The organism is Curtobacterium sp. Csp1 (assembly GCF_013347185.1).
The window spans coordinates 456,646-481,578 of record NZ_CP054594.1; the positions used below are offsets into that span (position 1 = coordinate 456,646).

Annotated in this window: 25 protein-coding genes and 1 tRNA gene; 17 read left to right on the top strand and 9 right to left on the bottom strand. The window is 65.1% G+C overall.

What is annotated here, in order from left to right:
* Nucleotides 1-935: 935 nt before the first annotated feature.
* Nucleotides 936-2,609, top strand: coding sequence for a hypothetical protein (locus tag HUN58_RS02225; protein ID WP_208745371.1), 1,674 nt, complete (start codon nt 936-938; stop codon nt 2,607-2,609).
* A gap of 272 nt (nt 2,610-2,881) precedes the next feature.
* Here the strand turns inward: HUN58_RS02225 and HUN58_RS02230 are convergent, their stop codons facing one another.
* A complete protein-coding gene (locus tag HUN58_RS02230; protein ID WP_208745372.1) occupies nt 2,882-3,400 on the bottom strand; it encodes a GNAT family N-acetyltransferase in 519 nt (172 codons plus the stop codon).
* Nucleotides 3,401-3,474: 74 nt separating this feature from the next.
* Between HUN58_RS02230 and HUN58_RS02235 the strand changes: the two genes are divergently transcribed.
* Nucleotides 3,475-3,663 (top strand): hypothetical protein, encoded by a 189-nt coding sequence (locus HUN58_RS02235; protein ID WP_208745373.1) that lies wholly within the window; start codon nt 3,475-3,477, stop codon nt 3,661-3,663.
* Nucleotides 3,664-3,784: 121 nt separating this feature from the next.
* The gene (locus tag HUN58_RS02240; RefSeq protein ID WP_208745374.1) at nt 3,785-4,129 is read left to right on the top strand and encodes an Lsr2 family protein; all 345 of its coding nucleotides are present in this window, start codon (nt 3,785-3,787) and stop codon (nt 4,127-4,129) included.
* An 81-nt stretch (nt 4,130-4,210) separates the two neighbouring features.
* Here HUN58_RS02240 and HUN58_RS02245 read toward each other — a convergent pair whose 3' ends face one another.
* The gene (locus HUN58_RS02245) at nt 4,211-5,236 is read right to left on the bottom strand and encodes a 5-methyltetrahydropteroyltriglutamate--homocysteine S-methyltransferase (RefSeq protein ID WP_254631598.1); all 1,026 of its coding nucleotides are present in this window, start codon (nt 5,234-5,236) and stop codon (nt 4,211-4,213) included.
* Between the two features lie 6 nt (nt 5,237-5,242).
* Here HUN58_RS02245 and HUN58_RS02250 point away from each other — a divergent pair, with 6 nt between their 5' ends.
* The 11 genes from HUN58_RS02250 to HUN58_RS02300 all read left to right on the top strand — a co-directional run bounded on the left by HUN58_RS02250 (nt 5,243) and on the right by HUN58_RS02300 (nt 14,541).
* Nucleotides 5,243-5,794 (top strand): LysR substrate-binding domain-containing protein, encoded by a 552-nt coding sequence (locus HUN58_RS02250; RefSeq protein WP_208745375.1) that lies wholly within the window; start codon nt 5,243-5,245, stop codon nt 5,792-5,794.
* Nucleotides 5,795-6,552: 758 nt separating this feature from the next.
* Entirely contained in the window at nt 6,553-7,026 is a 474-nt protein-coding gene (locus tag HUN58_RS02255; RefSeq protein WP_208745376.1) for a hypothetical protein, read from the top strand.
* Between the two features lie 42 nt (nt 7,027-7,068).
* Nucleotides 7,069-7,659, top strand: coding sequence for a hypothetical protein (locus HUN58_RS02260; protein ID WP_208745377.1), 591 nt, complete (start codon nt 7,069-7,071; stop codon nt 7,657-7,659).
* Between the two features lie 93 nt (nt 7,660-7,752).
* Entirely contained in the window at nt 7,753-8,712 is a 960-nt protein-coding gene (locus HUN58_RS02265) for a hypothetical protein (protein WP_208745378.1), read from the top strand.
* 13 nt (nt 8,713-8,725) lie between these two features.
* Nucleotides 8,726-9,004 carry a hypothetical protein gene (locus HUN58_RS02270; RefSeq protein ID WP_208745379.1) on the top strand — a complete coding sequence of 93 codons (279 nt, stop codon included), beginning with the start codon at nt 8,726-8,728 and terminating at the stop codon, nt 9,002-9,004.
* A gap of 39 nt (nt 9,005-9,043) precedes the next feature.
* Nucleotides 9,044-9,907 (top strand): antitoxin VbhA family protein, encoded by an 864-nt coding sequence (locus tag HUN58_RS02275; protein WP_208745380.1) that lies wholly within the window; start codon nt 9,044-9,046, stop codon nt 9,905-9,907.
* Complete coding sequence (locus HUN58_RS02280; RefSeq protein WP_208745381.1) at nt 9,895-10,149, top strand: hypothetical protein; 255 nt, start codon at nt 9,895-9,897, stop codon at nt 10,147-10,149. The genes HUN58_RS02275 and HUN58_RS02280 overlap by 13 nt, the downstream gene beginning before the upstream one ends.
* Nucleotides 10,149-11,177 (top strand): hypothetical protein, encoded by a 1,029-nt coding sequence (locus HUN58_RS02285; RefSeq protein WP_208745382.1) that lies wholly within the window; start codon nt 10,149-10,151, stop codon nt 11,175-11,177. Before HUN58_RS02280 ends, HUN58_RS02285 begins: the two co-directional genes overlap by 1 nt.
* 153 nt (nt 11,178-11,330) lie before the next feature.
* Entirely contained in the window at nt 11,331-11,804 is a 474-nt protein-coding gene (locus HUN58_RS02290; protein WP_208745383.1) for a hypothetical protein, read from the top strand.
* A 493-nt stretch (nt 11,805-12,297) separates the two neighbouring features.
* Nucleotides 12,298-13,062: a hypothetical protein gene (locus tag HUN58_RS02295; protein WP_208745384.1), complete on the top strand. Its 765-nt coding sequence runs from the start codon at nt 12,298-12,300 to the stop codon at nt 13,060-13,062.
* Nucleotides 13,063-13,221: 159 nt separating this feature from the next.
* Entirely contained in the window at nt 13,222-14,541 is a 1,320-nt protein-coding gene (locus tag HUN58_RS02300; RefSeq protein ID WP_208745385.1) for an MFS transporter, read from the top strand.
* A 94-nt stretch (nt 14,542-14,635) separates the two neighbouring features.
* Here the strand turns inward: HUN58_RS02300 and HUN58_RS02305 are convergent, their stop codons facing one another.
* The 6 genes from HUN58_RS02305 to HUN58_RS02330 form a co-directional block, all read right to left on the bottom strand.
* The gene (locus tag HUN58_RS02305; RefSeq protein ID WP_208745386.1) at nt 14,636-16,618 is read right to left on the bottom strand and encodes a hypothetical protein; all 1,983 of its coding nucleotides are present in this window, start codon (nt 16,616-16,618) and stop codon (nt 14,636-14,638) included.
* Nucleotides 16,615-17,601: a hypothetical protein gene (locus tag HUN58_RS02310; RefSeq protein WP_208745387.1), complete on the bottom strand. Its 987-nt coding sequence runs from the start codon at nt 17,599-17,601 to the stop codon at nt 16,615-16,617. The genes HUN58_RS02305 and HUN58_RS02310 overlap by 4 nt, the downstream gene beginning before the upstream one ends.
* Nucleotides 17,602-17,778: 177 nt before the next feature.
* Entirely contained in the window at nt 17,779-19,623 is a 1,845-nt protein-coding gene (dcd, locus tag HUN58_RS20195; protein WP_217488572.1) for a dCTP deaminase, read from the bottom strand.
* 83 nt (nt 19,624-19,706) lie between these two features.
* Nucleotides 19,707-20,111, bottom strand: a complete 405-nt coding sequence (locus HUN58_RS02320; protein ID WP_174779185.1) for a hypothetical protein — start codon at nt 20,109-20,111, stop codon at nt 19,707-19,709.
* 305 nt (nt 20,112-20,416) lie between these two features.
* Nucleotides 20,417-20,980: an ImmA/IrrE family metallo-endopeptidase gene (locus HUN58_RS02325; protein ID WP_208745388.1), complete on the bottom strand. Its 564-nt coding sequence runs from the start codon at nt 20,978-20,980 to the stop codon at nt 20,417-20,419.
* A 7-nt stretch (nt 20,981-20,987) separates the two neighbouring features.
* Nucleotides 20,988-21,353 (bottom strand): transcriptional regulator, encoded by a 366-nt coding sequence (locus HUN58_RS02330; protein WP_208745389.1) that lies wholly within the window; start codon nt 21,351-21,353, stop codon nt 20,988-20,990.
* 115 nt (nt 21,354-21,468) lie between these two features.
* On the opposite strand from HUN58_RS02330, the gene HUN58_RS02335 reads away from it, so the two are divergent.
* The 3 genes from HUN58_RS02335 (at nt 21,469) to HUN58_RS02345 (ending at nt 24,575) form a co-directional block, all read left to right on the top strand.
* Entirely contained in the window at nt 21,469-21,897 is a 429-nt protein-coding gene (locus HUN58_RS02335; RefSeq protein ID WP_208745390.1) for a hypothetical protein, read from the top strand.
* A gap of 382 nt (nt 21,898-22,279) precedes the next feature.
* Nucleotides 22,280-23,758: a ThiF family adenylyltransferase gene (locus tag HUN58_RS02340; protein ID WP_174779189.1), complete on the top strand. Its 1,479-nt coding sequence runs from the start codon at nt 22,280-22,282 to the stop codon at nt 23,756-23,758.
* A gap of 211 nt (nt 23,759-23,969) precedes the next feature.
* Entirely contained in the window at nt 23,970-24,575 is a 606-nt protein-coding gene (locus tag HUN58_RS02345) for an HIRAN domain-containing protein (RefSeq protein WP_180225843.1), read from the top strand.
* Between the two features lie 221 nt (nt 24,576-24,796).
* Here the strand turns inward: HUN58_RS02345 and HUN58_RS02350 are convergent.
* A tRNA-Ser gene (locus HUN58_RS02350) sits at nt 24,797-24,886 on the bottom strand.
* Between the last annotated feature and the right edge of the window lie 47 nt (nt 24,887-24,933).

The following is a 24,933-nucleotide window of genomic DNA, read 5'->3' on the forward strand; positions in this document are numbered from 1 at the left end:
TACTGCATCGCACGTGCCTGCGATCGCGGCGTCGGCTTGCGCAGCGGACCTCCGTGCGAGGCCGATGCTTCCCGCAAATGCCCGCACAGCGTCGCTGACGCGCCTGGGCGGGCGGAGAACGTCTGGCGATGGAACTATGGCCCAGACTGGCGCACTGGGGCTCGTCCTTGCTGGATTCCCAGCGTTGTCGACGCAGTGGCACCGTCAATGGCTGCGCCCAGGTGAGCCCCTACCGAGCGGGGCCCGCCTGTTGCGGGTCGTGGAACGACACTGCCGTCCAAACGCTTTCCACCCGCTTGTCGAGGACCGCTTCGATGTCGGCTCTCGTCGCTGACCGTTTCGGTCCAATCCAGTGCACCCGGAGGCGACGTGCTGCAGGGCTCCTGACCGGGAAGCGTCGTGGTGCGGGTTTCCCTGCCGGGTCCTGCAGCTTCGTCCGAGCCGCAGTGGCAAGGATCGGGCTACGTGTAGCAGCGGTGCGTTGACCGGCCGGCGTGTACCAGGCGTCCCCCTTCGACCGAGACACCGTCTTCGCGTCCAGTTCCAGGCAGGCTCCATCAAGCCGTATCTGCAGCGTGCCGCGCACTCGGAGGCAGTCCCCATCTCGAACACTCCCGCATAACGTTGTCGGCGCGCTCACACGGATAGAGGGGGCATCAGGCCCGGGCGGCCCAGCGCGGTCGATAAGTTCGAACCACCGTCGGCGGTTCTCAACCGACGAGATGCCGTGCACTTCTCCGTCGAGCTCGATCGCCGGCTGGCTGCTGTCGATCTGTGCGGTGAGTTCCGCGAAGGCTGCTGTGGTTCCCCCGATCATGACACCACCGTGGCAGACAGGTCCGACACCCGAGCATCGGAGACGTCACATGGAGCTGAGCGTCGACATCTCCGCATTCGTTCGGGCCCGAGCCGCGGTTCGCTCTACCGTTACGTATGTGGATGATCAACTGACGGCTGCAAGGAAGCTGCTGACGCAGTTGGAGGCGATGGCATCTGCTGAGCCGGTGAGTATCGTCGGCCCGCTGCAGCTGGTCGCGGAGCTCCGCGCCGCCGATCACGTCCCGCATGAGGAGTTGCTGCCGGAGCGTGCGTGGCAGACGGCGGGAGCGATCGCTGCAGCTGATGACGTTCTCGAAGCGCTTGGGGCGCCCTGGCATTGGGCGCCGCCAGCGACGGAGGAGGAAGCGTGGTTGCGGGAACTGCGGGGAGGGCTCGACACGTTTTCCCGAATCTGCTGGTATCTCCGGTTCGGTTACACCTTCGGTGCCATCGCTCTTACTCGGCAGTTCATCGAGCGTTGGTCCTACAACCTCAGTTCCACGAGGGACATCTGGCCTGAGGACGGCGAGGAGTATGACAGCTTCCTTCGCCGGCTTTGGTCGGTGTACCGGGCGATGGTCGGCGGCCGCGACTTTGGGCAGGAGTGGGCGGACCTGTCCGAACTCCTCCATGGACGCAGTATCACTCGGGGCGGACACACCCTCGCTGTCCGCTTCGACCTTGAAGTGGCTGATCGGGTGGAGCTGCATGCACTCGTCGTGGACGCAGCGGAGATGGCGCTTCGACAGGTCCGCGGTGCTATCGACACGGCTCACGCTGGGACTACAGCGGTTACGCCGATGAGCCACGGGTCGCTGCAACTCCGTGTCGAGAAGTTCCCACCGACAACGCCGCCCGACTTCCTGACCGTCATCGCTCCCCCACTGGATCACACCTTCGTCAGCTCTGAGCTTGCGGATACGATCTCCGGCTGGGGAGCAACGTATCGTCGGATCGTCGCCAATCGAGCGAAGGATCCGGTCGGGGTACTCACCTTCGCGTGGATGGCGATTGAGGAGCGGTGGGCCCGTGCCGTCGATGAAGCGAAACGGTCTTTCGCTGACGAGGAACGCATGCTCGGGGAGGCGTTTTCACCGCTCAGACTCGAGGCGATCGTCGCGTTCTACCGGTGCATCGCGGAAACAGCCGAACTGGTCGCGGTGGTCTCAGGGAGCAGTCCGCGTACCGATGCGCTGCGTGCGGCTGCTGCAGCGTTGGAGTCCGCGTGGGTGCTGTGGTTGCAGGATGTTGATGAGTCACTGATCTGTATGCGGACGGTGTTGGAGAACACTGCTCGAGCACGAACGCACCGTCGGAAGCCTGGTCGCGCCGCGGCGTTGGAGGAACGTGGGCCAGTGACGAGCCCGCACCGGTGGCTGGAGGCCGCCGGCTGGGGGCGACTGTCCGCATTCAATAGAGCTTTGGGCGAGTTCAGTCACATGCAGGCGCGCTCCCGCCACGAGGCGGCACGGGACCTTCTCACGGACATCCAACGAGGTCACACCGAGTCGGCGGAACACACCGCTCGGGCGCGGGCGCTCGAAGAAGTTGCAACGATGCTCGCTCATGAAACGGCAGCGTCTTTGCAGGAGACGTATCCGCAACTCGCGGCGGCGTTCCGGTCCGTGATACTTGATGCCGACGACACCAATGCCGATGACGACTTGGACGCCTGGCTGAATCACGGCTTGCAGTTCCGGTCATTCGACTTCGGCCCCGCGCTGCTAGAGCACACAGCGCAGCGCCGACGAACCTTCGACGAGACCGCCAGCGACATGCAGCCGAAGTAAGGCGCCGCTACAACACCGTGCTCAGCAGCACCGCAGCCCCAAAGGTGCCTTCTGCCTCGACAGACACCCGATGAGCCACCAACAGTCCCTCATCAGCTGCCCTTCCACGCCTGCCATCCGCTCTGTCGGTTCGGCTGTTGCAGCCGTTGAGACGCCCGGGAATCAGGGTCAGCACTACGCCGTGTCGGCGCGCGTCCCGTTCGTTCAGGCTTGGGCGTCTCACCGTTACCGCGCTGCTCGGAGCGGACCGAAGCACGCTTCGACACGCTGTTTCACTGCACGTTGCGCGTCAGGTTCTTCGCTGCGAGCGGTCGACTGGTGTCGCTGAGGGTGAACTTGTGGCCTGCGACCGGGGAGGGCCAGGCGAGGGCGCCTTGATCGCGGACATCCCAGCCGAGAGCGCGGAGTAGGCCTGCTCCGTCGGCTGTGGTTGTCGCAACCGCTTGCTCGTAGCCAGCGTCCCGGGCCAGTGCAATCCCTTCCTGTTCGAGCGCAGTCGCAAGTTGGTCATTGCGGTGTTCCGCGGCGACGCAGATGTGTTGCAGCACCGCCGTCCGCAGGTCAGGGATGTTGAGAACGTCGTCGAAGTGCGGTGCGAAGAACGCGTAACCGACCACCGTGTCGTTCTCGTCCGCTGCGATGAGAAGGATGTGCAGCTCGAGCAGCGCTGTGGGGAGGTCGAAAAGTCCACCGAGGTCGAGTTCGTCGCGCGGGTCGGGCAGCAACTTCCGCGCGAGAGCCTCCACACCGGGGACATCTGCACGGTCTGCGAGGCGAATCTCGATGGGCACCGCACGAGCCTCTCACAGCTCCCGATCTGCTCCGCGCATAGACGACACGTCAGTCGTACTCAGAAGGGGACCCCATGATCAGAACAGACACCGATGACGCAGCGACCATCTGGAACTACCGTCCGAAGCCAGGAGCTGGCCGACCTGTCCGAAACGGCTTCACCGGGTATAACGAAGCCACCGCAGCAGCGTTGGCGGAAGCTATCGGCCTGAAGCTGGTGATCCTCACCCCGAACGACAACGCACCGCTTTCTGTCGACTAGTCCTCGCCACCACCGATCACCGGTACATCAATGTCCGAGCGTTTGGACGCCCGGTCTCAGATGCTTAGCCCCTCTGTGCCAAACTGCTTCCGCTAACCACATCAACGAGAAGGAGTGCCAGATGGCGCAGAAGGTGACGACGCACCTCGTCGACGACCTCACCGGCGACGAGATCGAACCCGGGAAGGGTGCGACCGTGCAGTTCGCATTCGATGGCAGCTCGTACGAGATCGATCTGACGAACGAGAACGCAGACAAGCTGCGCGAGACGTTCTCCGACTACATCGCTGCGGCGCGGAAGGTCTCCGGTCGGGGCCGCAGCAGTAATGCAACCGCATCGAAGACCCGCAACGACCCGAACGAGCTTGCGAAGATCCGAGTGTGGGCGATGGCGAATGGTCACCAGGTGGCGGCGCGTGGACGCATCAGTCAGGAAGTCCGCGACGCGTACGAGGCCGCGAACTAGCTGATCCTTCGCATGGTCGGGCAGTCGCCGTGGGCGGCCGCCCGACCATCACCATCGCGCGAGCGCCGCCGATCAGTGCGGTCAGGTCCTGTCGCCCCAGACACGATCGGCGATAGCTACCACACTCCTGACCTTCGCCCACTGCTCGCTTTCGGTGAGAATGTTCCCCTCCTCCGTTGACGCGAACCCACATTGCGGACTCAGCGCAAGCTGCTCGAGCGGAACGTATTGGCTGGCGTCACGGATGCGTTGTTCGATGACTGCCGGGTCCTCGAGCTCCCCGCTCTTCGAAGTGATCAGCCCGAGAACGACAACCTGGTCGCCGCGCGGGAGGAACCGCAGCGGTTCAAATCCGCCAGCGCGGTCGCTGTCGTATTCGAGAAAGAACCCGTCGTAGCCAGTGCCCCCCAGCAGCTCTTCCGCTACTGGCTCGTATCCTCCTGACGCGATCCACGTTGAGCGGAAGTTTCCGCGACACACGTGCGTGGTCACAACGAGGTCGTCCGGGCGCCCGTCGAGGACGCTTCGGATGACGGATGAGAACCGTGCGGCGAGGCCGTCCGTGTCGATGCCACGGGCACGCGCTTTCATCATCTCCGCATCTGAGCAGGCGTACGCCCATGCGGTGTCATCAAGCTGCAAGTACCGCACTCCGGCAGCGTATAAAGCAGCGATCGCATCCCGGTACGCGGTCACGAGGTCGTCGGTGATGGCGTCCCGGTTCGCGTAGTGCTCTGTGCGAATGCGCTCCGTGTCGAGACGGAAGTCCAGCACCGTCGGCGACGGGATAGTGAACTTCGCGGTCACGCCATGAGCTGCAGCTTCGGCGACGACGAACGCGGCGTCCTCGACGAAGGCATGGTCGGCAGGGAAACTGATTGGGCCGATGACTTCCATGCTCCGTGCTCGCGTTGACAGACCGTTGAACGCGATTCCGTCAGTGACGTCGACGGTGCGGAGCCCCTCCAGCCCGTCCCAGAAGTCCAGGTGCCACCACGCACGCCGGGTCTCGCCGTCAGTAACGGCGTTCAGCCCTGAGCGCACCTGATCGCTTACAAGCTGCCGAACGGCTGCATCTTCGACGGCCCTCAGCCCGGCCCCATCCACGTGGAAGTGGTGCCACTGGTCGTGGAACAGCTACCCGACTGGTTGAGCCGCGGCAGCGTCGACCTGGCTATCAGCGTCGCGGATCTGCCGGAAATGTTCGAACGAACGCTAGTGAAGCGCCAGCGGTACATGGTGCTGATGTCGGAGAGCCATCCGCTGGCGAACGAGCAGCTGACGCTCTCCTCGTACGCGGACGCACCTCGAGCAGTTGTTGCCGGGGACTCCGGGGCGACGCTGCTGCGGGCAGCGGAGGAGCGCGCCGGCGTGCACGCGCTCCCAACTCTCGCCGTCGGCCACTTCGCCACGCTGCCGCAGCTTCTGACCGGCGACAGCCCATTCATCGCCGCGGCTCCGGGGACGATTGCTGACGAGTGGGCGTCGGGTTGGGGACTGCACCAGGCGCCGCTGCCATTTCCGATGGACCCCATCGAGCTCGTGCTGTATCGCCGGCAGACGTCGCAGCATCTCGGAGCGCTGGACTGGTTCCACCAGCAGGTCGCTCGCGAGGTGACCACATCGCGCGGCCAGTTCGGCGCACTTCGCGGTGACGCCACATAGGTGGTTGGCGCGGCATGAGCTGCGGCACTGGGGGCGGTGACACTGCGACGTGAGGGTCACCTCGGTGCAAGGCGGCGATGCGCCGATCGACGGGGAGGGTCATGTACGCACTATGCGGAGGTGGCTGCCACAGCCGCCGGAACGCACCCCGGCAGTCCCGCGCCTTGCGCATCTCCCCTGTTCTGCGAGGGGGAGAGCTATAGAGACAGAGAGGGTATATATACAGGGGTAGATATATCCTTACTTCTCTATCTATATCTACTACAGATGTAAGTAAGTAAGTAAAGAGGGTCTCCATGGCCCTCCTCCCCCGGAATGACGCGGATCGCGACGACTTACCGGGACCGCGGAACGGGTAAGCAACGGGAAGCGGAACCGGTGAAACTGCCCCTACAGCAGGCTCTTCAGGGAGCCCCGAGCGGAATCGGGGCTTCAACAGTGCCCGCCACTGCCATGGCAGGACCCGGTCGCCACGTGATGCGGCGCATCCGTCCCGATGTCGTCGCCCGATTTCCGGGGAGTCGCCGACGACCAACGTCATGCGTTGGCCGCCGATGCGGAGCCAAGCATGCGGCGATCAAGTCGTTTCGGGCAGCGTCATGGGTCACCTCCAACCGCATGCAGACGACTCCGTTTGTGCCCCTTCGCCGGCGGCGGCTCCTGACCGGGCTAGTTGGCGTCGGAGCGACCCGGCGGCTTTGCGCTCACTCCGCGCATAGGAGCAGGACATCGTTCAGCTCAGCCGAAGGAACACTCCGATGCCCGCATCTACCACGACCGACGTCCGCGCCGCAGCGTTCGCCGACGCTGCCGCCACCGTTCACAACGGCAAGTACGACTACCGACTCGTACCCTCGACATACCGGTCCGCCCACGAGAAGGTGACCATCATCTGCCTGAAGCACGGCCAGTTTCAGCAGACGCCAGCAAGTCACAAGAAGGGGCAGGGTTGCCCTGACTGCGGCGGGCGCGTCGGCGCGAGCAGGCAGGCCCGCCTCGAGAGGTTCGTCACGGGCGCTGTCACAAAGCACGGGCGTCGCTACGACTACTCGCAGGTGGACTACGTCGATCAGCGCACAAAGGTGACCATCGTGTGCCGCGATCACGGTGTGTTCCAGCAGCGCCCCACGAACCACCTCACCGGGAGCGCATGCCCGTCATGCGCTCACGGGTCACGGACGGAAGCGCGGCTGCAGAAGGTGCTCGGAGTCCGGCTCAGCCAGGCGCTGTGATGAAGACTTCCCATCTGCCGTGGTGGACAGTATGTTGTCCACATGGAGGACAAGCGCGACCAGAACGTGGACGACGCCACGCATCATCAGGACGAGGCGACCCCTCGGATGGCGAGGATCTCTTTGTCGGATCTCCGAGGACAGCCGCCAGCTGATGTGCAGGCGCTGTACGCCGAGGTGCAGGACGATCAGGTCCTGATTCCCGGGCTGAAGATGGGTATCGGCGCGCTCGTCGTACAGCGGTGGAACCCGGCCTACGCCGCCTCCGGGTGGACGCTCCACGGCGCGGATGTCACCCTCGACATGGGCCACCCGTTCGGGGCAATGTTCTACCGCAACGACGCCGACGACCGCGTCCTCCGCGTCGGGGTGAAGTGGCATCCGCCGGTGCAACAGCTCGAGTTCCCCGCCCTGCACCCATCGAAGCCGGAGCTGACCTCCGACTGCAGCGACGAGGAGGTCGCCGCGGTCGTGTTGGATGCGCGGAGTCGAATCGGGACTCTTGTCGCGGTCAATGCGCAGATCGGGTCGTTCGTCGCTACTGAGGAGTCCGAAAACGCCATCCTCGACGCATCCGGACTCGGGCTCGAGCGGCTCTCGGAGGACGATCCGAGGCTGGCGAACCGTGACTAAGCACCGGCATCGTCCCAGCCTCAGCAGCGAGGCACGCCGATGAGTGACCGTCAGTGGGTGCAGAACATCCGAGACCAGCAGACAATCCTGTCGTTGCCGTTCGGGCTCGGTTGGACGATCGACATCACACAAACGCTGGTCGCGCTCGAGGCAGCGGGTATGCCCGCCCATGTGGAGGCATTCGACCGGCTCCGGTTCGATGACGGCCGGTCCGGTTTCCTGTCCACCCCGAATCCAACAGCCGCCATCAACGACGACGGCACACCGGCCGAACGGACCGAGGACCTCATCGTCATCCCCGGCGGCTCGGAAGGCGGCGTGCTCTCGCTCGCCCGCCGGTACCCGGACCTGGTGTTCGTCAACGGGAAACGGCAACGCGTCTGGGCGAACGGACGGCAGGTGCACGGGTCGTCGATGGAGCGGGACGCAACACGTGGCTGGCGGACCGTGTTCGCCATCGCCCGCACCATCGTCATCCACGGCGGCGGTTCCCAGTCCATTGCGGACCGCATCGGCGTCCCACTCGACGAGGTCCGCGCCGCGATGCCAGCGCTCGGGGCGAACGTCTTTCACACTCCGATTGGATGGGAAGCAGCCGACCAGGCCGCCCTGTGCGACTGGGCCTTGGCGGCGTATCCCGGTGTCGGTGGAATCCGGACCTGCTGGCGCCGCGACACCACCATCGACGCGCAGGCGGACCAGCTGATTGCGCTGGGTGGGGTGATGTCGGACCGATGGGCCGCGCACCAGTCCGGCGTCATCGTCCCGCCGAACCGGCTGACGGCGTTCTTCGCCCACCACCCCGACATGCAAGCGCTCGGCTACGAACCCGCCACCGCGAACGAGGCGACAGCGTCGGTTGTCATCCCGCAAGACACCACCGTCCTAACCGGCGCGGAGGGGTGCTGCACGGACGACTTCATCACCGCGCACGTCCTCTACGCAGACAGCTGGGTGGCCGCGAACACGGATGCGGTGAACGGGCTGCGGCAGCTGCTGCACTTCCGGTCCGACCTCGCCCACGACCTCCGCTGGCATCCCAACGGCAGCTGACGAGAGCCCGCTGATGACCTTGCAGTTGCTGTCGCTGACGTTGGCCTTCGACGACACCCGGTTCTTCGGCTCCGTCATGTTCACCGACCCCGCCCACCCGGACGAGAAGCCGGCGACGGTCCTCATCGACCACACCGACGAACCGCCCTGGTTCCGCCTCACCAACGTCGACCCGACGGCGCAGGACCCCGCGGTCCCGGCGATGGTCGAAGCAGACCGCATCATGCGGTTCCTCCTTCGCTACACGCCCGAGCGCATCGGCCGCACCGCCGCCGACTTCCCCCAGCCCTGAACCGCCCCGCTCCCGACCAACCTCTGGAGGTAGTTGCTGATGATGCGTCTGGTGTCTCTGCACTTGTCGAACGACCGGATCCTCTGGGGGCACGTCCTCCTCGAGGACACCGAGAACCCGGACGCGAACCTGGCGCAGATCCTCGTCCGCCCCATCGATGTCGAGCCCGGCTACGAGCTCTACGACAGGACCAACACGGTCCTGTCGGACCTTTCGGTGCCGGCGGTGCGGGAAGCGAACCGCATCGTGCAGACCCTCCTCATCCCCGCCTCCGAAATCGCGAAGCGGGAGAAAGCCGTCCGGGCGGTGATCCACTCCGGCTACTTAGAAGGGTTCCCGGACGACATGCCCTGGCAGTCCCAACTGTGGATGTACGCCCGCGGTGAAGTCACCCGCGAACAACTCAGCGCGTACGCCGATGAGGGCCGACAGATCCCCCGCCAACCCGACCACTCCGCCGTCGGCCCGGCAGACGTTCCCGAAGACTGGTGGCAGACCACACAAGCCCGCATCCGCCGGAACCTCCTCAACACGACCCTCACCGAGCCAGAAGTCGCCGCGGCCCTGCAGATCAGCATCGACGAGGTCGGTGAGCTATTCGATTCGTGCCGTCTGACGAGCTTCGACCTCGACGGCGAAGAACGCATCCCCGACTGGCAACTCGTGAGACCCGCACTCCCCGAGTTCGGCGACCCGTCGTCACTGCTGCCCGGCCTCGACGTCCTCTACGCAGCAGCACCGCAGCCACTTCTCGACGCGGCTGCGATGACGGAGTTCATGACCACGCCCCTCGAGTTCCTCACCGTCGACGACCGGATCCTGACCCCGTTGGACTGGATGCGGGAAGGGCGACCGTTGACCACGATCATCGCCCTGTTCCGTGGACGCCGGTGGCGGCCATGACCAATCGACCGGACCTGTTCCTCCTCAACGTCGCCTACGACGACACCGGCGTCCACGGGCATGTGTTCTTCCGCGAGCCTTCCAGCACCACGCTGCGGCAGGTCATCATCCGTAGCACCGATACCGGCAACATCTGCGAACCAGCACACGGTGACACCCGTACCGGGTGGGAGCCGTTCCTCGAAGAGACCCGCTGGCTCATCGCCCTCACCCGACCCGACACCCCAGAAGAACGCAGCTAATGGGCGCCCGGCTCGAGTGGGTCGCCGCCGCATACTCCGGCAGGCCGCAGATCACGATGCCGTATGGGCTCGGCGACACCACCGATCTCACCGAGGCGCTCACCGTCCTCAAGCTCGCCGGGCTTCGCGCGGTCGTCGAGACGTTCGACACGATCCGCATCGCGGACGGCCGCCGCGCGCGCTTCCCCACCCTCACCCAACGGCCTCGAGACGAAGACCCTAACGAGGCAGAACTCCTGCTCCTGGCTCCACGAACCGTGACCGCGGCACAGATTGCACTCGCGGAACAGACGACATCGGTGCTGCTGGTCGATGTCGACAGGCGACGCGTCTGGATCGACGGCAGACAAGCCCTCGGGACGAAGGAACGGTGGAAGGATGCGGCACCGATCTACGTCACCTTCGCCGTCGCGCGGATGCTCGCCGTCAACGGCTCCACCTTCGACGGGCTGGTGCGGGCAGGGCTGACCGCCGCGCAGGTGGATGACGCGCTCGCCCGTCTCGGGAAGCGCGTGCACCGCACCGACATCGGGTGGGAATCCCGACAGGTTGGTGGGCTCGTGGACTTCACCATTGCCTGCTACCCGGGACCAGGCGGCGTCAGGACACGGTGGACGTCCGACTTGCCGCTCGTCGAGCAAGCGGACCGGCTCATCGCAGCTGGCTGCCGAATCTCCGGCCGCGCCATCTCGGACCGCCCCGGCTACCCCGCCATCAGCAAGCGCGCGATGCCGTACCGGCTCGTCGCCTTCACGGAGCAAGAGGTCGACATGGCCGCGCTCGGCTTCGAACCCGACCCCATCGGGCTTGCTGGCACCGAACTCGTCGTCGCCGCCGATCCCACCATCTTCCTCACCGCGGCCGCCGCCGGCTACACGGACCGAACCGACGACATCATCACCGCCAACACGTTGCTCCGAGCCGACATGCGCAACGACGACGACGCGGCATCAATCGAGGAAGTAAGAGGCCGGCTGCAGTTCGTCGCCGACACCGGCTACGACCTACGCCACAACCTGCCGAGCTGACGGAGACGGCTCACAGACCTGATTGCGTCCGTATAGGGCTACCGCGTGAGTATCAAAGCTGACCACTCATCGGGACGCGGCGTACCCGCCGACTAGTTGAAGTCGGCGACGTGCAGATTCACACGTGGCCGATTGGTGGATAGAATCTTGTCCATGTCGGTCTGGTGTGGGCGCGGAGTCCAGGTGCACCGCCCGCTCGATGCCTGGACCGACGCCATAGAGGTACCCGACTGCTGGACCTTGACGATGACGGAGCATGGTGGCGTGCTGAGCATGAGCATCAACGGGGACGGCAGCACCGGTGCGTTGATCCTCGACCTCGCATCCCGGGAACGCGTGATCGACGTCACTGGTGAATCGCCTACAGCTGGGGCCGTGCGATACCGGCTTCAATGGATCGCTTGGCTTCGCGACGTGCAGGACCGAGCAGCGACGCCGATGGCGGGTCCCAGCCCGTCGTACTACCCCAACGGCCCGTGGTCGCCGTTGCAGCAGCTCGCTGTCGCCGCGGGCGGCACCTGGTACCCGCCTCCAGCCGTCGCGGCCGAAGGCAGGCGGCACCGGTCCGTGTACCTGTTTCGCCGGGTGAACCGGTCGATTCGGCTACGACGCGCGAGGCTGCAATGACACTACGGTCGGCGCGGCCACAGCCCGGCGTCGAGTGTCGCTTCCAAGCGTGCAATCGTGTACAGGTCGGGCCACACACGGCCATTCACAACGTTCAGCAGCGTGCCATGACTCATGCCCGCTTCCGCCGCAACGGATCGGACACTTCGCCCATCCAAGGCAGCTCGAACGTTGAGCACGAACTGCCGCGCGACCTCGCCCAGCGGGTCACTCGAGGGCATATCGGGCCAAGGTGCGTCCGCGAGATCGCGCGGCATCACCCTCGGCGCTTTAGTCATGATCCCAGCGTAGAGGCGACCCATACCTCCACACGGCAACGCCGGCCCCGCGGTCGGTCGTCCACTGCCGACCGGAACCCGCTATGAGCCCAGACCACTACCCGTACACGCCCGCAATACCGGCCGCATCGTGGGCGCCGATACGTGCGTACGTCGAAAGCGTCGTCTACCTAGCGGCGACCCAGTCGCCGTACACCGAGAAGCAGCTCTTCCCGGTGACCACCAAACTCGTCCGCTGGGCAGTGGAAACTGCCGCATTGCCGCTCGATACCAGCATCCTGTTCGACTCCGCGACGATCGACGAGTTCGCACACGTCGGGCTCGTGACGTACTCCACGAGCGGAAGATCGACGATGCGGTCGAAGCTCCGAGCCGTTGCTCGAGCTGTCCGTGACGAACCCGACGACCCGGACGAGTTCAAGATCCCGCGTTCCTCCCCGGTCTCGCCGTACACCGACTCCGAGCAGGCCGCGCTCGAGAGTTGGGCGCGCGGCCAGCACTCTGACGACCGGCGCACATCCGCCGGCGCCCTGCTCGCTTTGGGGCTAGGGGCTGGCCTGACCGGCCGCGAGATAGTGGCCGCTCGACGCGCGGACATCAGCCACGACGCCGACGGCTTCATCGTCCACGTGCATGGCGCCGCTGAACGCACTGTCCCGGTGCTGTACGTCTGGGAGCACCTCCTCCAGGAACGCGCGGGTACTGCCGACGGATGGTTGTTCCGCAGCGGTCAGGCCGGCGGCAACCCGAACCTCATCACCGATTTTGTCAGCCGGTCACATCAACGCCTCACGGTGCAGGCACGTCGCCTTCGCGCCACCTGGCTTGTGCATCACCTCACGATCGGAACACCACTGCCGACACTGCTTCCGGCTGCTGGTTTGCAGTCCGCCGAAGCGCTCGACCGGCTCCTCCCGTTCGTCGGGCCCCCCGACAGTGCCCAACAACGCGCTCTTCTCCGTGATGCTCGGGACGCATGAACTTCGAGCCATAAGCGCGGCTGCTCCGTGTATTAGGACCAGCATTTAGCGGTTGTCCCGAAGTCCTCCGGCTGGACATAGCGTGTCTTCACGTCCGGTTGACCATGCAGCCTGCGCTCACCATGAGGTCCCGTGCGTCCACTCAATGAGGAGAGGTCCATGCAAGCAACAGCAACAGCAACACCGGAGACGCTCCACAGAGCGCGACGAGCAGCCCTCGCAAGCTTCCTCGGTGGAGCGTTGGAGTACTACAACTTCTTCGTCTATACGACGGCTGCGTCCCTGATCTTCAGCCGCATCTTCTTCCCGGCGGGCGACCCGACTATCGCCCTGATTCAGTCATTCGCCGTGTTCGGCGTCGGTTACATCTTCAGACCGCTCGGCGGCTTCGCCTTCGGGCACCTCGGCGACCGGATCGGCCGAAAGAACACATTGGTGCTCACCTTGACCATCATGGGTGCATCGACGTTCCTCATCGGGGTGCTCCCCACCTACGCAACAGCCGGGTACCTCGCACCGATCCTGCTCGTCGTGCTACGCATCCTGCAGGGCTTGTCCGCTGGAGGAGAGACCGCCGGTGCGTCGACGTTGACCGTCGAGGAATCCCCGGAGGGCAGACGCGCCTTCTTCACCAGCTTCACCTCGTCTGGGATCAGTGCTGGCATCGTGCTTGCATCCCTGGTGTTCGTTCCCATCGCTGCGCTCCCCGCGGAAGCTCGTGACACCTGGGGGTGGCGGATCCCGTTCCTCCTGTCGTTGGTGGTCCTCGTCGTGGCGTACCTCGTACGCCGACGGTTGGAAGAACCCCGGGCGTTCACGGCAGAGCAATACCGACGCGAGGTGCCGAAGCTGCCGATCGTGCAGCTATTCCGCACCCACTGGGGACCGTTCCTCACCGTCGTGCTGATGTCGTTCGTCATCATCATCAACACGTTCATGCAGTCCTTTGGACTCGCGTTCGCCACCCAAATCGGCACCCTGCAGGCAGCAGACATGCTGTGGGCAAGCGTCGTCGGCAACCTGGTGGCGGTCGTTTCTCAACCCTTCCTTGCGCAACTCGCGGACCGCATCGGAAGACGGCCCGTGTTCGCCGGAGGTCTGATCCTGTCTGCGGGACTCGTCTTCGTGTACTTCTCGTCCATCTCCGCAGGGAACATGCCACTGGTGTTCGTGACGACGTGCGTCATCACCGGCATCACGTATGCCGCAGCGAACGGCATCTACACCTCCTGGTTCGCCGAACAATCCGGCGTGCAGGTGCGGTACTCCGGCCTGGCCATCGGCCTGCAGGTCGGCATCCTCAACGCCGGCTTCTCCCCCGCACTCGGCACTGCGCTCGTCGGTGGCAACATCGATAACTGGCTGCCCGCCGCGTTCATCGTGGTCGGCGCGGCTGCCATCGCGCTCATCGGCGCCGCGCTCGCCCGTGAAACCTTCCGCACCCCGCTGGACCTCCTGGGCAACGGGCCCCGCCGCTAAGAGGAGCGAGCGCAGGCGTGCGTAGTCGTCGCTCAGCATGAACGCCGCCCCGACCGAAGGTCGAGGCGGCGTTCATAACTGTCCGGGGATGAGGTCACCCGGTTGCGGTGTCGTCGGCGCTGTCGAATGCGTCGACTTCGCTGAACATGGTGACGTGGTCCTTCGGCACCGGCGGCGCAGCCACGGTCTTGCGTCCCTTCGCCGCCGCCTGACGCTTCTCCTTCGTGGTCTGCCCGCGGACGACCTTCGGGGGCGTGGACCAACGGCGGTAGCGGGTGCGGTCCTCGACGTCACGCTTCCGCGGACGGCTGGTGGGCCCTTCCACTCCAGCTGCACGGTCGGAGAGGAACTTGTTGATACGACCGAGGTTCGCTGCGGCGATAACGAGGGTGAACACGAAGCTCTGCGCGGCGAGGCCGTGCATGCGTCGGTTTCGGGACTCGTGGAGGCCGTGCCCTGCCTTGAGGTGGGCGTTCATCGACTCCATGGACTGACGGTCGTGGGAGTAGGTCTTCGCCCATTCCTCACTGCCGTACTTCATCGGCTGGACCATTGCGAGCTCCTCTGCTTCCATGCGGACCGAGTGCTGCTTGCAAACGCGGTCGAGGTGGCCGGGGAGCATCGACTTGTGCACCTTCGGCCGGGTGGGGTCCGCCTTGGCCTTCGCGGCCATCTCGACGATGGCGCACTTCACGGTCGGGGCGAGCCCTCGTGCGGGGCACATCCACGGCTGCGAGCCGTCGTCGGGGTTGACCTTCTCCTTGGGGCGGAGAGCGAACTTGTTCAGTCGGTCCTTCCGCTCCCGCCACTGTTGCGGAGTGATGGTGCCCGCGTTGGCGTCCTTGGTCGCGGTGCGCAGGTCCATTGGCGTCGCCGGGCAGACGGGGGTTCCTTCGACGAGGAGTGCGCCGCCGGAGAGAGCCTGGTGGGTGCCGAGCCGGCTGCGGTGGTAGTCGGACACCAGCTGCACGCCCATCTTTGACAGTGGGATGTGGAAGTTCACTGGTGCGATGCCGGCCGAGTAGCCGAGGTCGACGGTCAGTCGCTTCGGGTTCCAGCCACGCTTCTGCAGGGACTCGATGCCGGCGAGGGTGTGCTCGGCGATGCTGCGGCCGAATCGGTGAAGGCTGGCGGACACGATGAGCTGCGGGTGTGCCAGCGGCTGGCCCGGTTCGGTGACCATCATCGTGATGTTCGCTGCGTACGACATCTCATAGGCGAGGTCGCCGCCCTTGAACGTCTTGTCCTGCTTCGACTTGTTCCGCGGGTACGGGGTGGCGTCGATTTCGAGGACGGGTCGCGGCGCTTCGATGAGCGTCTTGTCACCGTTCTCGTCGATGACTTCCCACTGGTTCGGGACTTCGGGGCTGCCGTCGAGTTCGTGGTCGCGCCGCCACGGCATCAGCTGGCTCGGTGCTCGAACGGCGGTCTGGTCGGCGGAGAGACCGCCCTTCCATGCGTCCCGGTACTCCTGCGGCAGGGCCTGCAACGTCATCTCGAGCCACGCGTAGGTGAACTCGCGCGCTCGGACGGACTTGATGGCCTGCATCCGCGGGTCGCGTGCGGCGAGGGCGGCGTTGCGTTCCTCGAGGCTCATCACCTGCCCCGGAGCGGGCCAGGCGTTGAAGGTGTCGAGGATGCTGTGGATGCCCCGCCAGCAGCGGGCGTACCACGCCCGCTGGTCGCGGTTGGAGTCCGCCATCACCTTCACCTGCTCCACTCCGAGCGCGCGACGTGCGCCGGGCGTGAGACGGGTGCGGAACGCGGTCGCGAATTCAGACACCAGCAGTGGGGAGCGTTCCTCAGCGAGCATGAGTCCGACGGCGAGGTTGGCCCGGTCGGTGACAGCCGCGGGACGGCCGCCGCGGTACGTCTTGTCTTCGCGGCGCCATGCCGCGAGCATGTCCGGGGTTCCGGTGGCGTCGACGCGTCGGAGGGCGAGTTCCGCCTTTGCCTCGGTGATGGGGGTGGTCTTGTTCCCAGCGTTCTCGACTTCGCTGATATCGAGGAGGCTGCTGCCGGCGACCATGCGGAGGACGGCGTCGGCGACCTTGTCGAAGTTGTTCGCGTCGCTCATCGGGTCACTGCCTTCGCGCTGCGGAGGATGGGCAGGAGCGCGTCGTCGGCGCGGCGCAGCAGGTAGGGGTCGAACGCGCCGAGAGACCCGGCGCTTCGGTAGCCGGCTGCGTACACGAGTTCGCCGACGGTGAGGATGCCGCAGACCTGACGCATCCAGGTGCTCCGCAGTCGAGGGATGTCGGGGTAGTGGCGGTTGCGGCGGCGATGCAGGTAGTGCTTCAGCCGGGAACTCGGGTCGTTGACGCCGGTGCAGATAGCCCAGTCGTCGGGGGTGGGAACTTTGAGGGCTCGGTCGACGTAGATGGTCCAGTCGTTGAGTACCGCGACCGTGCGAGGCGCTGAGCCGCGGATGGTGACGTTGTAGCCGCCGGTGACGCTGGCGATGTCGCTGGTCTTGGCGGCGAGCAGTTCTTTGAAGGTCAGTCCGGCTCCTCCACTGAGGCCCATCGCCATGTTTGCGGTTCGGATGTCACGGTCCTGCGTGAAGGTCGCGATGCGTGTGGCGGCTGCCGCCAACTCGTCGGCGCTGAGCGGCTGAAGGGAGCGGTCGCGGTCCGTCAGACTGCGAGGACTGAACTCTTGACCGCGCTCTTCCGCCGCTCGGAGCAGTACCCACTGGTGACTACCAGCGACGAAGCGGCTGTCGAATGTGCTGCAGGCCTCGGCGATAGTGTCTGGGTCCAGGAGGATATCGGCCTCCAACGGGAGCATCGCGGTGTTCTTCGCCCACTTCGCGAGTCGGGTCAGCGCGCGCAGCAGCAGCACCGTCTGCTTGTGGCGGACGAACGGCACGGAACGCGCGACGTCGATGACGAAGGGCCGGAGAACGGCCCACTCGGTGGCCGAGGTCTGCATGGGACGGTAGTTCACGATGAGGTCCTCTGCTCCCTCGGCGTGGTGGCCATTTTTCTGTCCGTAGTGTGCTACAGGGATGAGGTTGACGGAAGAGTCCGCCGGCTGTGAGTTGATTTGCTCGGTCATGGACGGACCTATGCGCGACCAGTCTCCCCAGGCGTGAGTTCTAGAACTCTTGAGAGAAAGCCCAGTTCAGGCGGCTATTCCGCCAGCTCCGGGCTTACGGAGCGCTACCGACGCCGCAGCGGAAGCGGAGAACACCGCGGCCGCGCGAAGCGCAAGGCAGCGGAGTGGATGCTGCAGTCACCGGGTGCGGAAGGCGTCCCGCATGCGCCGCAGGACGTCAGCTTCGTCGTCGCCGCGGATCTTCGAGAACTCGGGTCCCGTCGGATACGTGTACTTCTTCGTCGCGGCTCCGGCACTCTGCGGCGCTTCCGTCTGCCACAACATCAGTTGCGCGACGCGCTCGCCCGGAGTGATTGCCATCGGTAGTTCTCCGAGGTTGACCAATTCCAGCGTCAAGCATCCGGCGAAGCCCGGATGCACCTGGACCGCCGTCGCGGATAGCAGACCGAGCCGTCCGTACGAGGAGCGGGTGATGACCTGCCCGGCGAGGTCGTCCGGCAGCACCAGGTACTCCAGGGTCGCGGCGAGAACCAGCTGTCCGGGGTGAAGGAAGAAGACATCGCCCCACTCACGGACCACGGGTGTCTGGATGGCCCGGGGGTCGCGGGCGTCGTCCAGGGCGTCGAACTCACCGAGGTTTGAGCGTTCGAAGACGATGAAGTTGTTGCCGAGTCGAAGGTCGACGCTGGCATCGTTGACTGCTGGCGGGAGTCGTGGGGTGACGATGAGGCGGCTGCGGTCTTCTGCGGACAGTCGCTTACGGATCTCGCCAGCGGACAGAGCGCCTGCGGGGGTGATGCTGTTCATCGGCGGCTCGTTGGGGGCCGCGCCACCGCCGGCTTTGTTCCACGTCCGCAGGAAGGCGAGCAGATCCAGCGACTTCAGCGCCATGCGATTCAGGGGCATGTCGGTGTAGCTGGCGAACCCGAGCCAGATTGCGTTGAGGATGTCGGCTTCCGTGAATGCGGCACCGCGGGTTGGGCCGCTTTCGCGTGCGACGGCGGGTCGTCCGCTGAGCAGTTGTGCGGCGCAGTCTTCGATCCTGTCGGAGGCGGTGGCCTGGTCGTAGGTAGGTCGAGCCGACCAGGCGGCGACGTCAGCCCAAATTGCCATTGCGTGGGTCTCGAAGTGCTGTTCGAGTAGTAGCGCCCACGACGGTAGTGGGCTTGCGGGAGGGGTTGGAGTGTCGTCGCTGCGGAGGCGGGCGGTGTCGGCGATGTGGAGTTTGTCGCCTCCCGCGGTGCTGTCCAGCCATCGCAGCATCAGTCTCGTTCGGAGAGTGCGAGGCGGGTGGGTTTGCCCTGCTTTGGAGACCGGGCCGACGTAGTGCAGGAAGTCCGTCATTGCGATGACCGCGGCAGCCCCGAATCGGTGGACGGCGTAGGCGTCGCAGGTGAGCTCCTCCAACCAGGCGGCCGCGATTTGATTCAGGCGTCGGGCCCAGGCGGTGTCGGAGAAGCCGTTTGGCCGGTCGGGCAGCCGAGCGACGGCATCGTCGTCGAGCGTGTTGGTGTGGCTCCGAATAACCGCCTTCTGCCGCTGCATGTAGTGCGCGAGTTCGTGCCCGCAGACGATCGGGATCCATGATGCTTGCGAACCTTCGAGGTCGGGCACCGTGATCATCGCCAGCGGGGTCAGGCGCATCGGCGGGTTCGTCAGACCTTCGAAGAGAGCTGCGGCGAGGTCTTCGGTGAACGTCATGAAGTTGCTCGGCGTGCCGACGCTGAGGACAGCTCGGGAGCCGGTGATACCCATACCGATGAGTTCGTTTTCGATCAGGTCGACGACGGGGAGGGGCACCTGGCCGGGGCCACGTCGGAACTGGTCGTCGAAGAACTGCACACGCTGACGGAAGTGCGTGCTCCACTGCTGCAGCTGTGTGAGCTTGTTTGCTTCGTTGGGCGCGAGGTCGAACGCGTCGCTCACTTCCGTCGAGACGGCATCGCAGTAGTCGACGAACAGGTCGAGAGCGAGGTGTGCACCGGTGCCGGAGCTACCAAGCGCCGCGATCTGCTCCTTCACGTGCGCGGAAAAGGCACGGATCCGGTCGAGCAGGGCGTTCCGTTCGTGCCGTGCGCGTGCCCCCTGCTGCGCTACAACATCCATCAGAGCAGCGCTGGCGTCTTCTCACCACTGGTGGAGAGCGACTGGGACGCGTTGGCGCCACTGGCAAGGAACAGCATCTCAAGGAACCGTGCGTCGTCGGCTGCGACCTCGTCGTCATGCAGTTGCTGCAGCCGCTCGATGATGGACTGCAGTGCACGGACCGTACCCTCTCGGTCCGCTTCCCCGGGGGAGGAGGGCCCCTGCTGCTGCGAATGCAGCGCGTCAAGTGTGAAGCTGGCCATTGCGTAGGCCGGTTCGTCGGCGACTACCGCGTCACGCCGTCCGAGAAGAAGCTCAACCTCGGATCGAAGTTTCGCGACGACGGCGTCGATGGCGTTGCGTTCAGCCTCGAGCGGTGCTTGGCCGTGCTGCGTTCGCGCGGCGGCAGTAGCCACTCGGGTCATCTGCAAACCTGCGGCGGATGTAGCAAGACCGACGCTGAGTCCTGCATGCGCGCTCTGCATTTCTCTCCCCTCACAACACTGCTAGGGCTGCCAGCGTGTCGCGGTCAGCCCTTGGTGATCCTCATGATATGCGGCGACTCCGACGGTCGCTTGCCCGGATTCTACGGACCCGCAGGTCGGAAACGTTGCATTGACTCCACACGGTGCGGCGTCGCGCAAGCGAAACGCCGCGCTTGCCCGTGCAAGCACCCGATCGATCCGCAGCCGCTGGCGTCGAGGAGTGGCCCTCGGGTGCAACGGAGCGTCTACCTCGCGCGGCGGTTGCGGGTCCGATTCGCGATGATCCTGCCGCCGGAAACGTTCATCCGCCACTCGGCGAGCTTGTCGCTCACGCCGTACTTCCGAGCGAGAGACTCCGCCGGCCATCCGCGCAGAGCCCATAACGTTGCCTGCTCCTTCGGCACGAGTATCGCAGCGGCAAGCTCCGCTGCTTCTTCCTCCTGCTCCCGGTTTCCACCCCCGCACTTGCCGTCCTCGGACGTCCACGCAGGCGTCAGAAGATGCTCGGCTTCGACGTGCGCGACTTCATGGGTGAGATCCGACATGATCCGCACCCTCGGACGGCTGTCGTCGTAGAAGACGGCATGTCCGACACCGTCACTGACGAGTGCCGCCGACCACACACCGAAGCGGGTCGCGGTGAAGTAACGAACCGCCTCCTCCGCTCCGGGGATGCTTTGAATCGCGACGAACTTGACGCCGTTGCGTCGGGACCACTCCCATGGATCGAAGGCATCCTGAGGACTCAGCCCCGTCTCGGTGCGGATGTCGCCAGCGAGACGCGCGAGTGCTGCTTTGTTGATTGACATGGTGCGGTCAGTCCTCTCGACTGTCCCGCACCATCCGAATCCCCATCTGCAAGATTGAGTTCAGGTGGTCGCGATCGTTGTCGTTCAAGTCCCTTCGGGCCCGCAACAGCATGGCGATCTCCGACTCTAGAGGGGGCTCCTCGCGGGGCGCCGCATCCGGGTCTATGAGGAATCGGCCGGCGTCGATGCGTAACCACCTCGTGATTCTCGCGAACGCCTCGAGGTCAGGGCGTTGCCCGTTGCGGAGGCGAGTGAGCAGCGACGGGCTCACGCCGATCTGCGCTGCCGCGGTCCGCCATGAGACGCCGTCGGCTTCGACCCTCCCGCCGACAGCATCTTTCAGGGCGCTCACGTCGATCGAGGTGTCAGGCATGGATCTCCATGGCTCGATCATACCGGCAGCCGAACCAGTGTTCTAGTTGCAAAACAGATCAGTCTGTGCCAGCCTGATCTGCAACAGCGTTTTGCTACTGAAACGGAGGGTCACGATGACCATCAACGCTCTGCACCTCACCATCGATGGACACCAGCACACCACCAAGGACGCCGACCAGCTCGCAAGCGACCTGATCCTCCTCGGCGGGAAGGACCCCGCCGCCTACGACCTCTTCCGCGTCGGTCACGGCGGCGTCGAGGACCATGTGAAGGACCGACAGATCCTGAACCTGCAAGACGGCGACCGGTTCGTCACCCGCTCAAAGGTGCACTTCACCGTCGACGGGGAACCCCAGACCTCCTGGGACGACGACCTCACCGCAGCAGCGATCCTCCGACGAGTCGGCCTGGACCCGACCCAGTACGACCTCGCCCGAGTCGGTGGTCACGGAGGAACCGCCGTCCTGCCGGCCGACGACGTGATCACACTGCACGACGGTGACGAGTTCGTCACCGCGAAGCGAATCGGCGGCGTCGCGTGAGCGAGGAGTCAGCCACCGACCGGGCCACGCGGGCCTTCACGGAAGACATGGCGGCAGCCGGCGTACCGGTACGGGCCGACGGGCCGCGACTGCTCTACACAATCTTGGCGGTTGCCGGGAGCTGCGCCGGCCAAGAGGTTCCGACCGGTGTGAGTGTCACCGAAGTGCAGAACTGGCCGCAGATCCCGCCGCACTGGGTGCACCTTCCTGACTCTGTGACGTTCCCGACCGGGGAGACGAACACCGACGAGACGGACACGCTGCCGGGATGGAAGCGACACTCCCGCGACCTCGGACCGTGGGATATGACCGTGCCACCGGCAACAGCATGGATCCGGCAAGTGCGTGGGATCGTGTCCGCCGCGACAGGGAAGGACCAATCATGACGCGCTACTCCGTCGCCATGACTGAGGACGTCAACCTCGACCTGCGCCGACACCTGCTCCGCAGGGACCGCCAAGAAGACGTCGTCATCGCAACCTGGGCGCCATCGACCGGTGCGTCTCGAACCACCGCGGTTCTCCGCAGGGTCGTGCTCCCACAGGAAGGTGAGCGGTTTGTGCACGGCAACGCGTCGTTCACCAGCGAGTACGTGATCCGCGCTGCCCGAGAGGCGCACCAGCAGGGCGAAGGCATCGTGTTGCTCCACTCGCACCCCCGTGGAACGAACTGGCAAGGGCTCAGCCGACCCGACCACGACACCGAAGCGGACTACCGCCGTGCAGCCACCGCCATCACATCGATGCCACTGGTCGGCATGACGCTCGCTGGTGACGGAGCGTGGTCCGCACGGTTCTGGCATGACAACGACCCGCAGTGGGCGGAGTCCGTGCGAGTGGTGGCACCAGCGCTCGAGATGACGTTCAACCCTGACCTCCGCCCGGCGCCAGCGACGACCGCTGCTCAGGTGCGTACGGTGTCAGCGTGGGGTGACCAAACTCAGGCAACGATGGCTCGGCTACGGGTCCTCGTCGTCGGTACCGGCAGTGTCGGGTTGGATGTGGCACAACGACTTGCTGCGACCGGGCTGACCGACATCGGCATCATGGACTACGACGCCGTTGAAGAGCTCAACCTTGACCGTATGGTCGGCGCAACTCGCTTGGACGCCGCGCTGGGACGCGCGAAAGTCGACGTTGTAGCTCGTCTCGCCACCACTGCTGCAACAGCCCAGCGATTCACCGTGCACCGACATGAACTATCGGTCACCGACCCCGACGGCTTCGCCGCTGCGTTGGACTACGACGTTATCGTCTCCTGCGTCGATCGGCCATGGCCACGAGCTGTGCTGAACACATTGGCGTACGCAGACCTCATACCCGTCATCGACGGCGGAATCGGGCTCAATTCGTTCCAAGACGGTCGGCTGCGATCCGGTATCTGGCGCTCACACACCCTTGTCCCCGGTCGGCCATGTCTCATCTGCATGGGTCAGGTGCAGATGAACGAGCTCAGCCTGGATCGCCGTGGCCTCCTCGACGACCCGAAGTACATTGCGGCGGCAAGCATGGCCGCGCCGGCGAAACAGAACGTCGCAGCGCTATCAGCGTCAGTCAGCGCCGCAGTCCTCGCACAACTGGTAAGTCTCATCGCCCACCCTGGTGGCCGAGGCGTTCCTGGGCCCCTGCGATACATGCTCGCCACGCACAACCTCGAGCATGTTCCCGCGGAGACACAGAAGTACTGCCAGATTGAACCGCAGGTCGCCCTCGCTGACCATCGGTCCGATCTGACCGAACATCAGACCAACTGGCGGAACACTGTCGCCGCTCGACGGCGCAAGAAGACGCCACTGCGGCTCCGACTCCTCGCCGCAGGAGAACAGCTACTGCTCCGTCAGATTCACCGGCTCGGACGGTGACACGGGACACGGTGAGCGGCCTGCCGGGGATGAATTGGCAGGACGCTCACCGTACCCATTGGCACTACTCCGTCAACGGACGCCGCCTAGAAACACGAGTCAGTTCACGAGATGGGTTAGGCGTACAACTTTGGCTGAGAGATCATGCTCGCGGCCGTCCGTCTGTCCGTTCGGCCGCGATCGGCGGGACGATCACGGCTACGGTAGCCGCATGGTGTTGGAAATCGTGCTCGTCATGATCGTGCTCGTTCTCGGCGTCCGACTCCTCGTCCGACACTTCACTCGTGCAGACGAAGGCAGGCCCGAGTCACAGAGGCTCGACCCGACCAGCACCGAAAAGCCGAGCACACCCAACAATGCCGATCAAACCTCTGACCTCGACCGAGCCAAGAACGTTACGCCCGGACTCGAAGCGTCCACAGCAGTGGGACGCCGAAACCGTTCCGGCGTCATCGCGGTCCGTCTCGACAAACAGCTGCAGCAGATCGATATGCGAGCACTTCCGTCGTCGAGGTACCGAATCGTCGGCTCGGCGTACTGGGTGACAGATTCGGAACGCACCCGATACGGCGGGACAGAGTACGCATTGGTGCGTGAACCCGCTAACGAGCACGACGAGAACGCGGTCGCAGTGTACGGCCGAGGCCGAAAAGTCGGACACCTTAGCGCCGCGAAAGCAGCTGCTCTCGCCGCAGAACTCGACCGCTTGGGACCTGCCGCCTTCATCGTCTCTGGTGACACCGTATCCGAGCGAAGCATTCGACTGTGGGTCGATATCCCTCGGGTCGCCGCGGTCCGAGCGTTCCGCGCCAGTTGAGCTCTAGGCTTCTCGACCAGGAGCTGCCATTGCAACGGCGAGGCCACGAGCGATGTTGGCGACCGGCGGTCGTTTCCAGCACACAGGCGAGGTGCCATATCGCGACCGGCTGAAGACCGCTCAGAGGCGTAAGAACGAAGGCCCCCAGGGCATCCTGGGGGCCTTCGTGCGGGCTTCACGAGTTCCGTAAATTTCTTTACTGAGTTCCGTGAATCGCCCTGTGGCGGTACCGGTGGGATTTGAACCCACGGTGGAGTTGCCCCCACACATGTTTTCGAGACATGATCCTTCGGCCGCTCGGACACGGTACCGGGGAAGAGTTTACACGATCCGGGAGGCGCGTCGAACCACCGCAGCT

Bases quoted from the DNA above. Each gene is read 5' to 3' on its own strand.
- HUN58_RS02235 (WP_208745373.1), top strand. From the start codon at position 3,475: ATGATCAGAACAGACACCGATGACGCAGCGACCATCTGGAACTACCGT.
- HUN58_RS02240 (WP_208745374.1), top strand. From the start codon at position 3,785: ATGGCGCAGAAGGTGACGACGCACCTCGTCGACGACCTCACCGGCGAC.
- HUN58_RS02255 (WP_208745376.1), top strand. From the start codon at position 6,553: ATGCCCGCATCTACCACGACCGACGTCCGCGCCGCAGCGTTCGCCGAC.
- HUN58_RS02260 (WP_208745377.1), top strand. From the start codon at position 7,069: ATGGAGGACAAGCGCGACCAGAACGTGGACGACGCCACGCATCATCAG.
- HUN58_RS02270 (WP_208745379.1), top strand. From the start codon at position 8,726: ATGACCTTGCAGTTGCTGTCGCTGACGTTGGCCTTCGACGACACCCGG.
- HUN58_RS02275 (WP_208745380.1), top strand. From the start codon at position 9,044: ATGATGCGTCTGGTGTCTCTGCACTTGTCGAACGACCGGATCCTCTGG.
- HUN58_RS02285 (WP_208745382.1), top strand. From the start codon at position 10,149: ATGGGCGCCCGGCTCGAGTGGGTCGCCGCCGCATACTCCGGCAGGCCG.
- HUN58_RS02290 (WP_208745383.1), top strand. From the start codon at position 11,331: ATGTCGGTCTGGTGTGGGCGCGGAGTCCAGGTGCACCGCCCGCTCGAT.
- HUN58_RS02300 (WP_208745385.1), top strand. From the start codon at position 13,222: ATGCAAGCAACAGCAACAGCAACACCGGAGACGCTCCACAGAGCGCGA.
- HUN58_RS02305 (WP_208745386.1), bottom strand. From the start codon at position 16,618: ATGAGCGACGCGAACAACTTCGACAAGGTCGCCGACGCCGTCCTCCGC.
- HUN58_RS02310 (WP_208745387.1), bottom strand. From the start codon at position 17,601: ATGACCGAGCAAATCAACTCACAGCCGGCGGACTCTTCCGTCAACCTC.
- HUN58_RS02320 (WP_174779185.1), bottom strand. From the start codon at position 20,111: ATGACCCGAGTGGCTACTGCCGCCGCGCGAACGCAGCACGGCCAAGCA.
- HUN58_RS02325 (WP_208745388.1), bottom strand. From the start codon at position 20,980: ATGTCAATCAACAAAGCAGCACTCGCGCGTCTCGCTGGCGACATCCGC.
- HUN58_RS02330 (WP_208745389.1), bottom strand. From the start codon at position 21,353: ATGCCTGACACCTCGATCGACGTGAGCGCCCTGAAAGATGCTGTCGGC.
- HUN58_RS02335 (WP_208745390.1), top strand. From the start codon at position 21,469: ATGACCATCAACGCTCTGCACCTCACCATCGATGGACACCAGCACACC.
- HUN58_RS02340 (WP_174779189.1), top strand. From the start codon at position 22,280: ATGACGCGCTACTCCGTCGCCATGACTGAGGACGTCAACCTCGACCTG.
- HUN58_RS02345 (WP_180225843.1), top strand. From the start codon at position 23,970: ATGGTGTTGGAAATCGTGCTCGTCATGATCGTGCTCGTTCTCGGCGTC.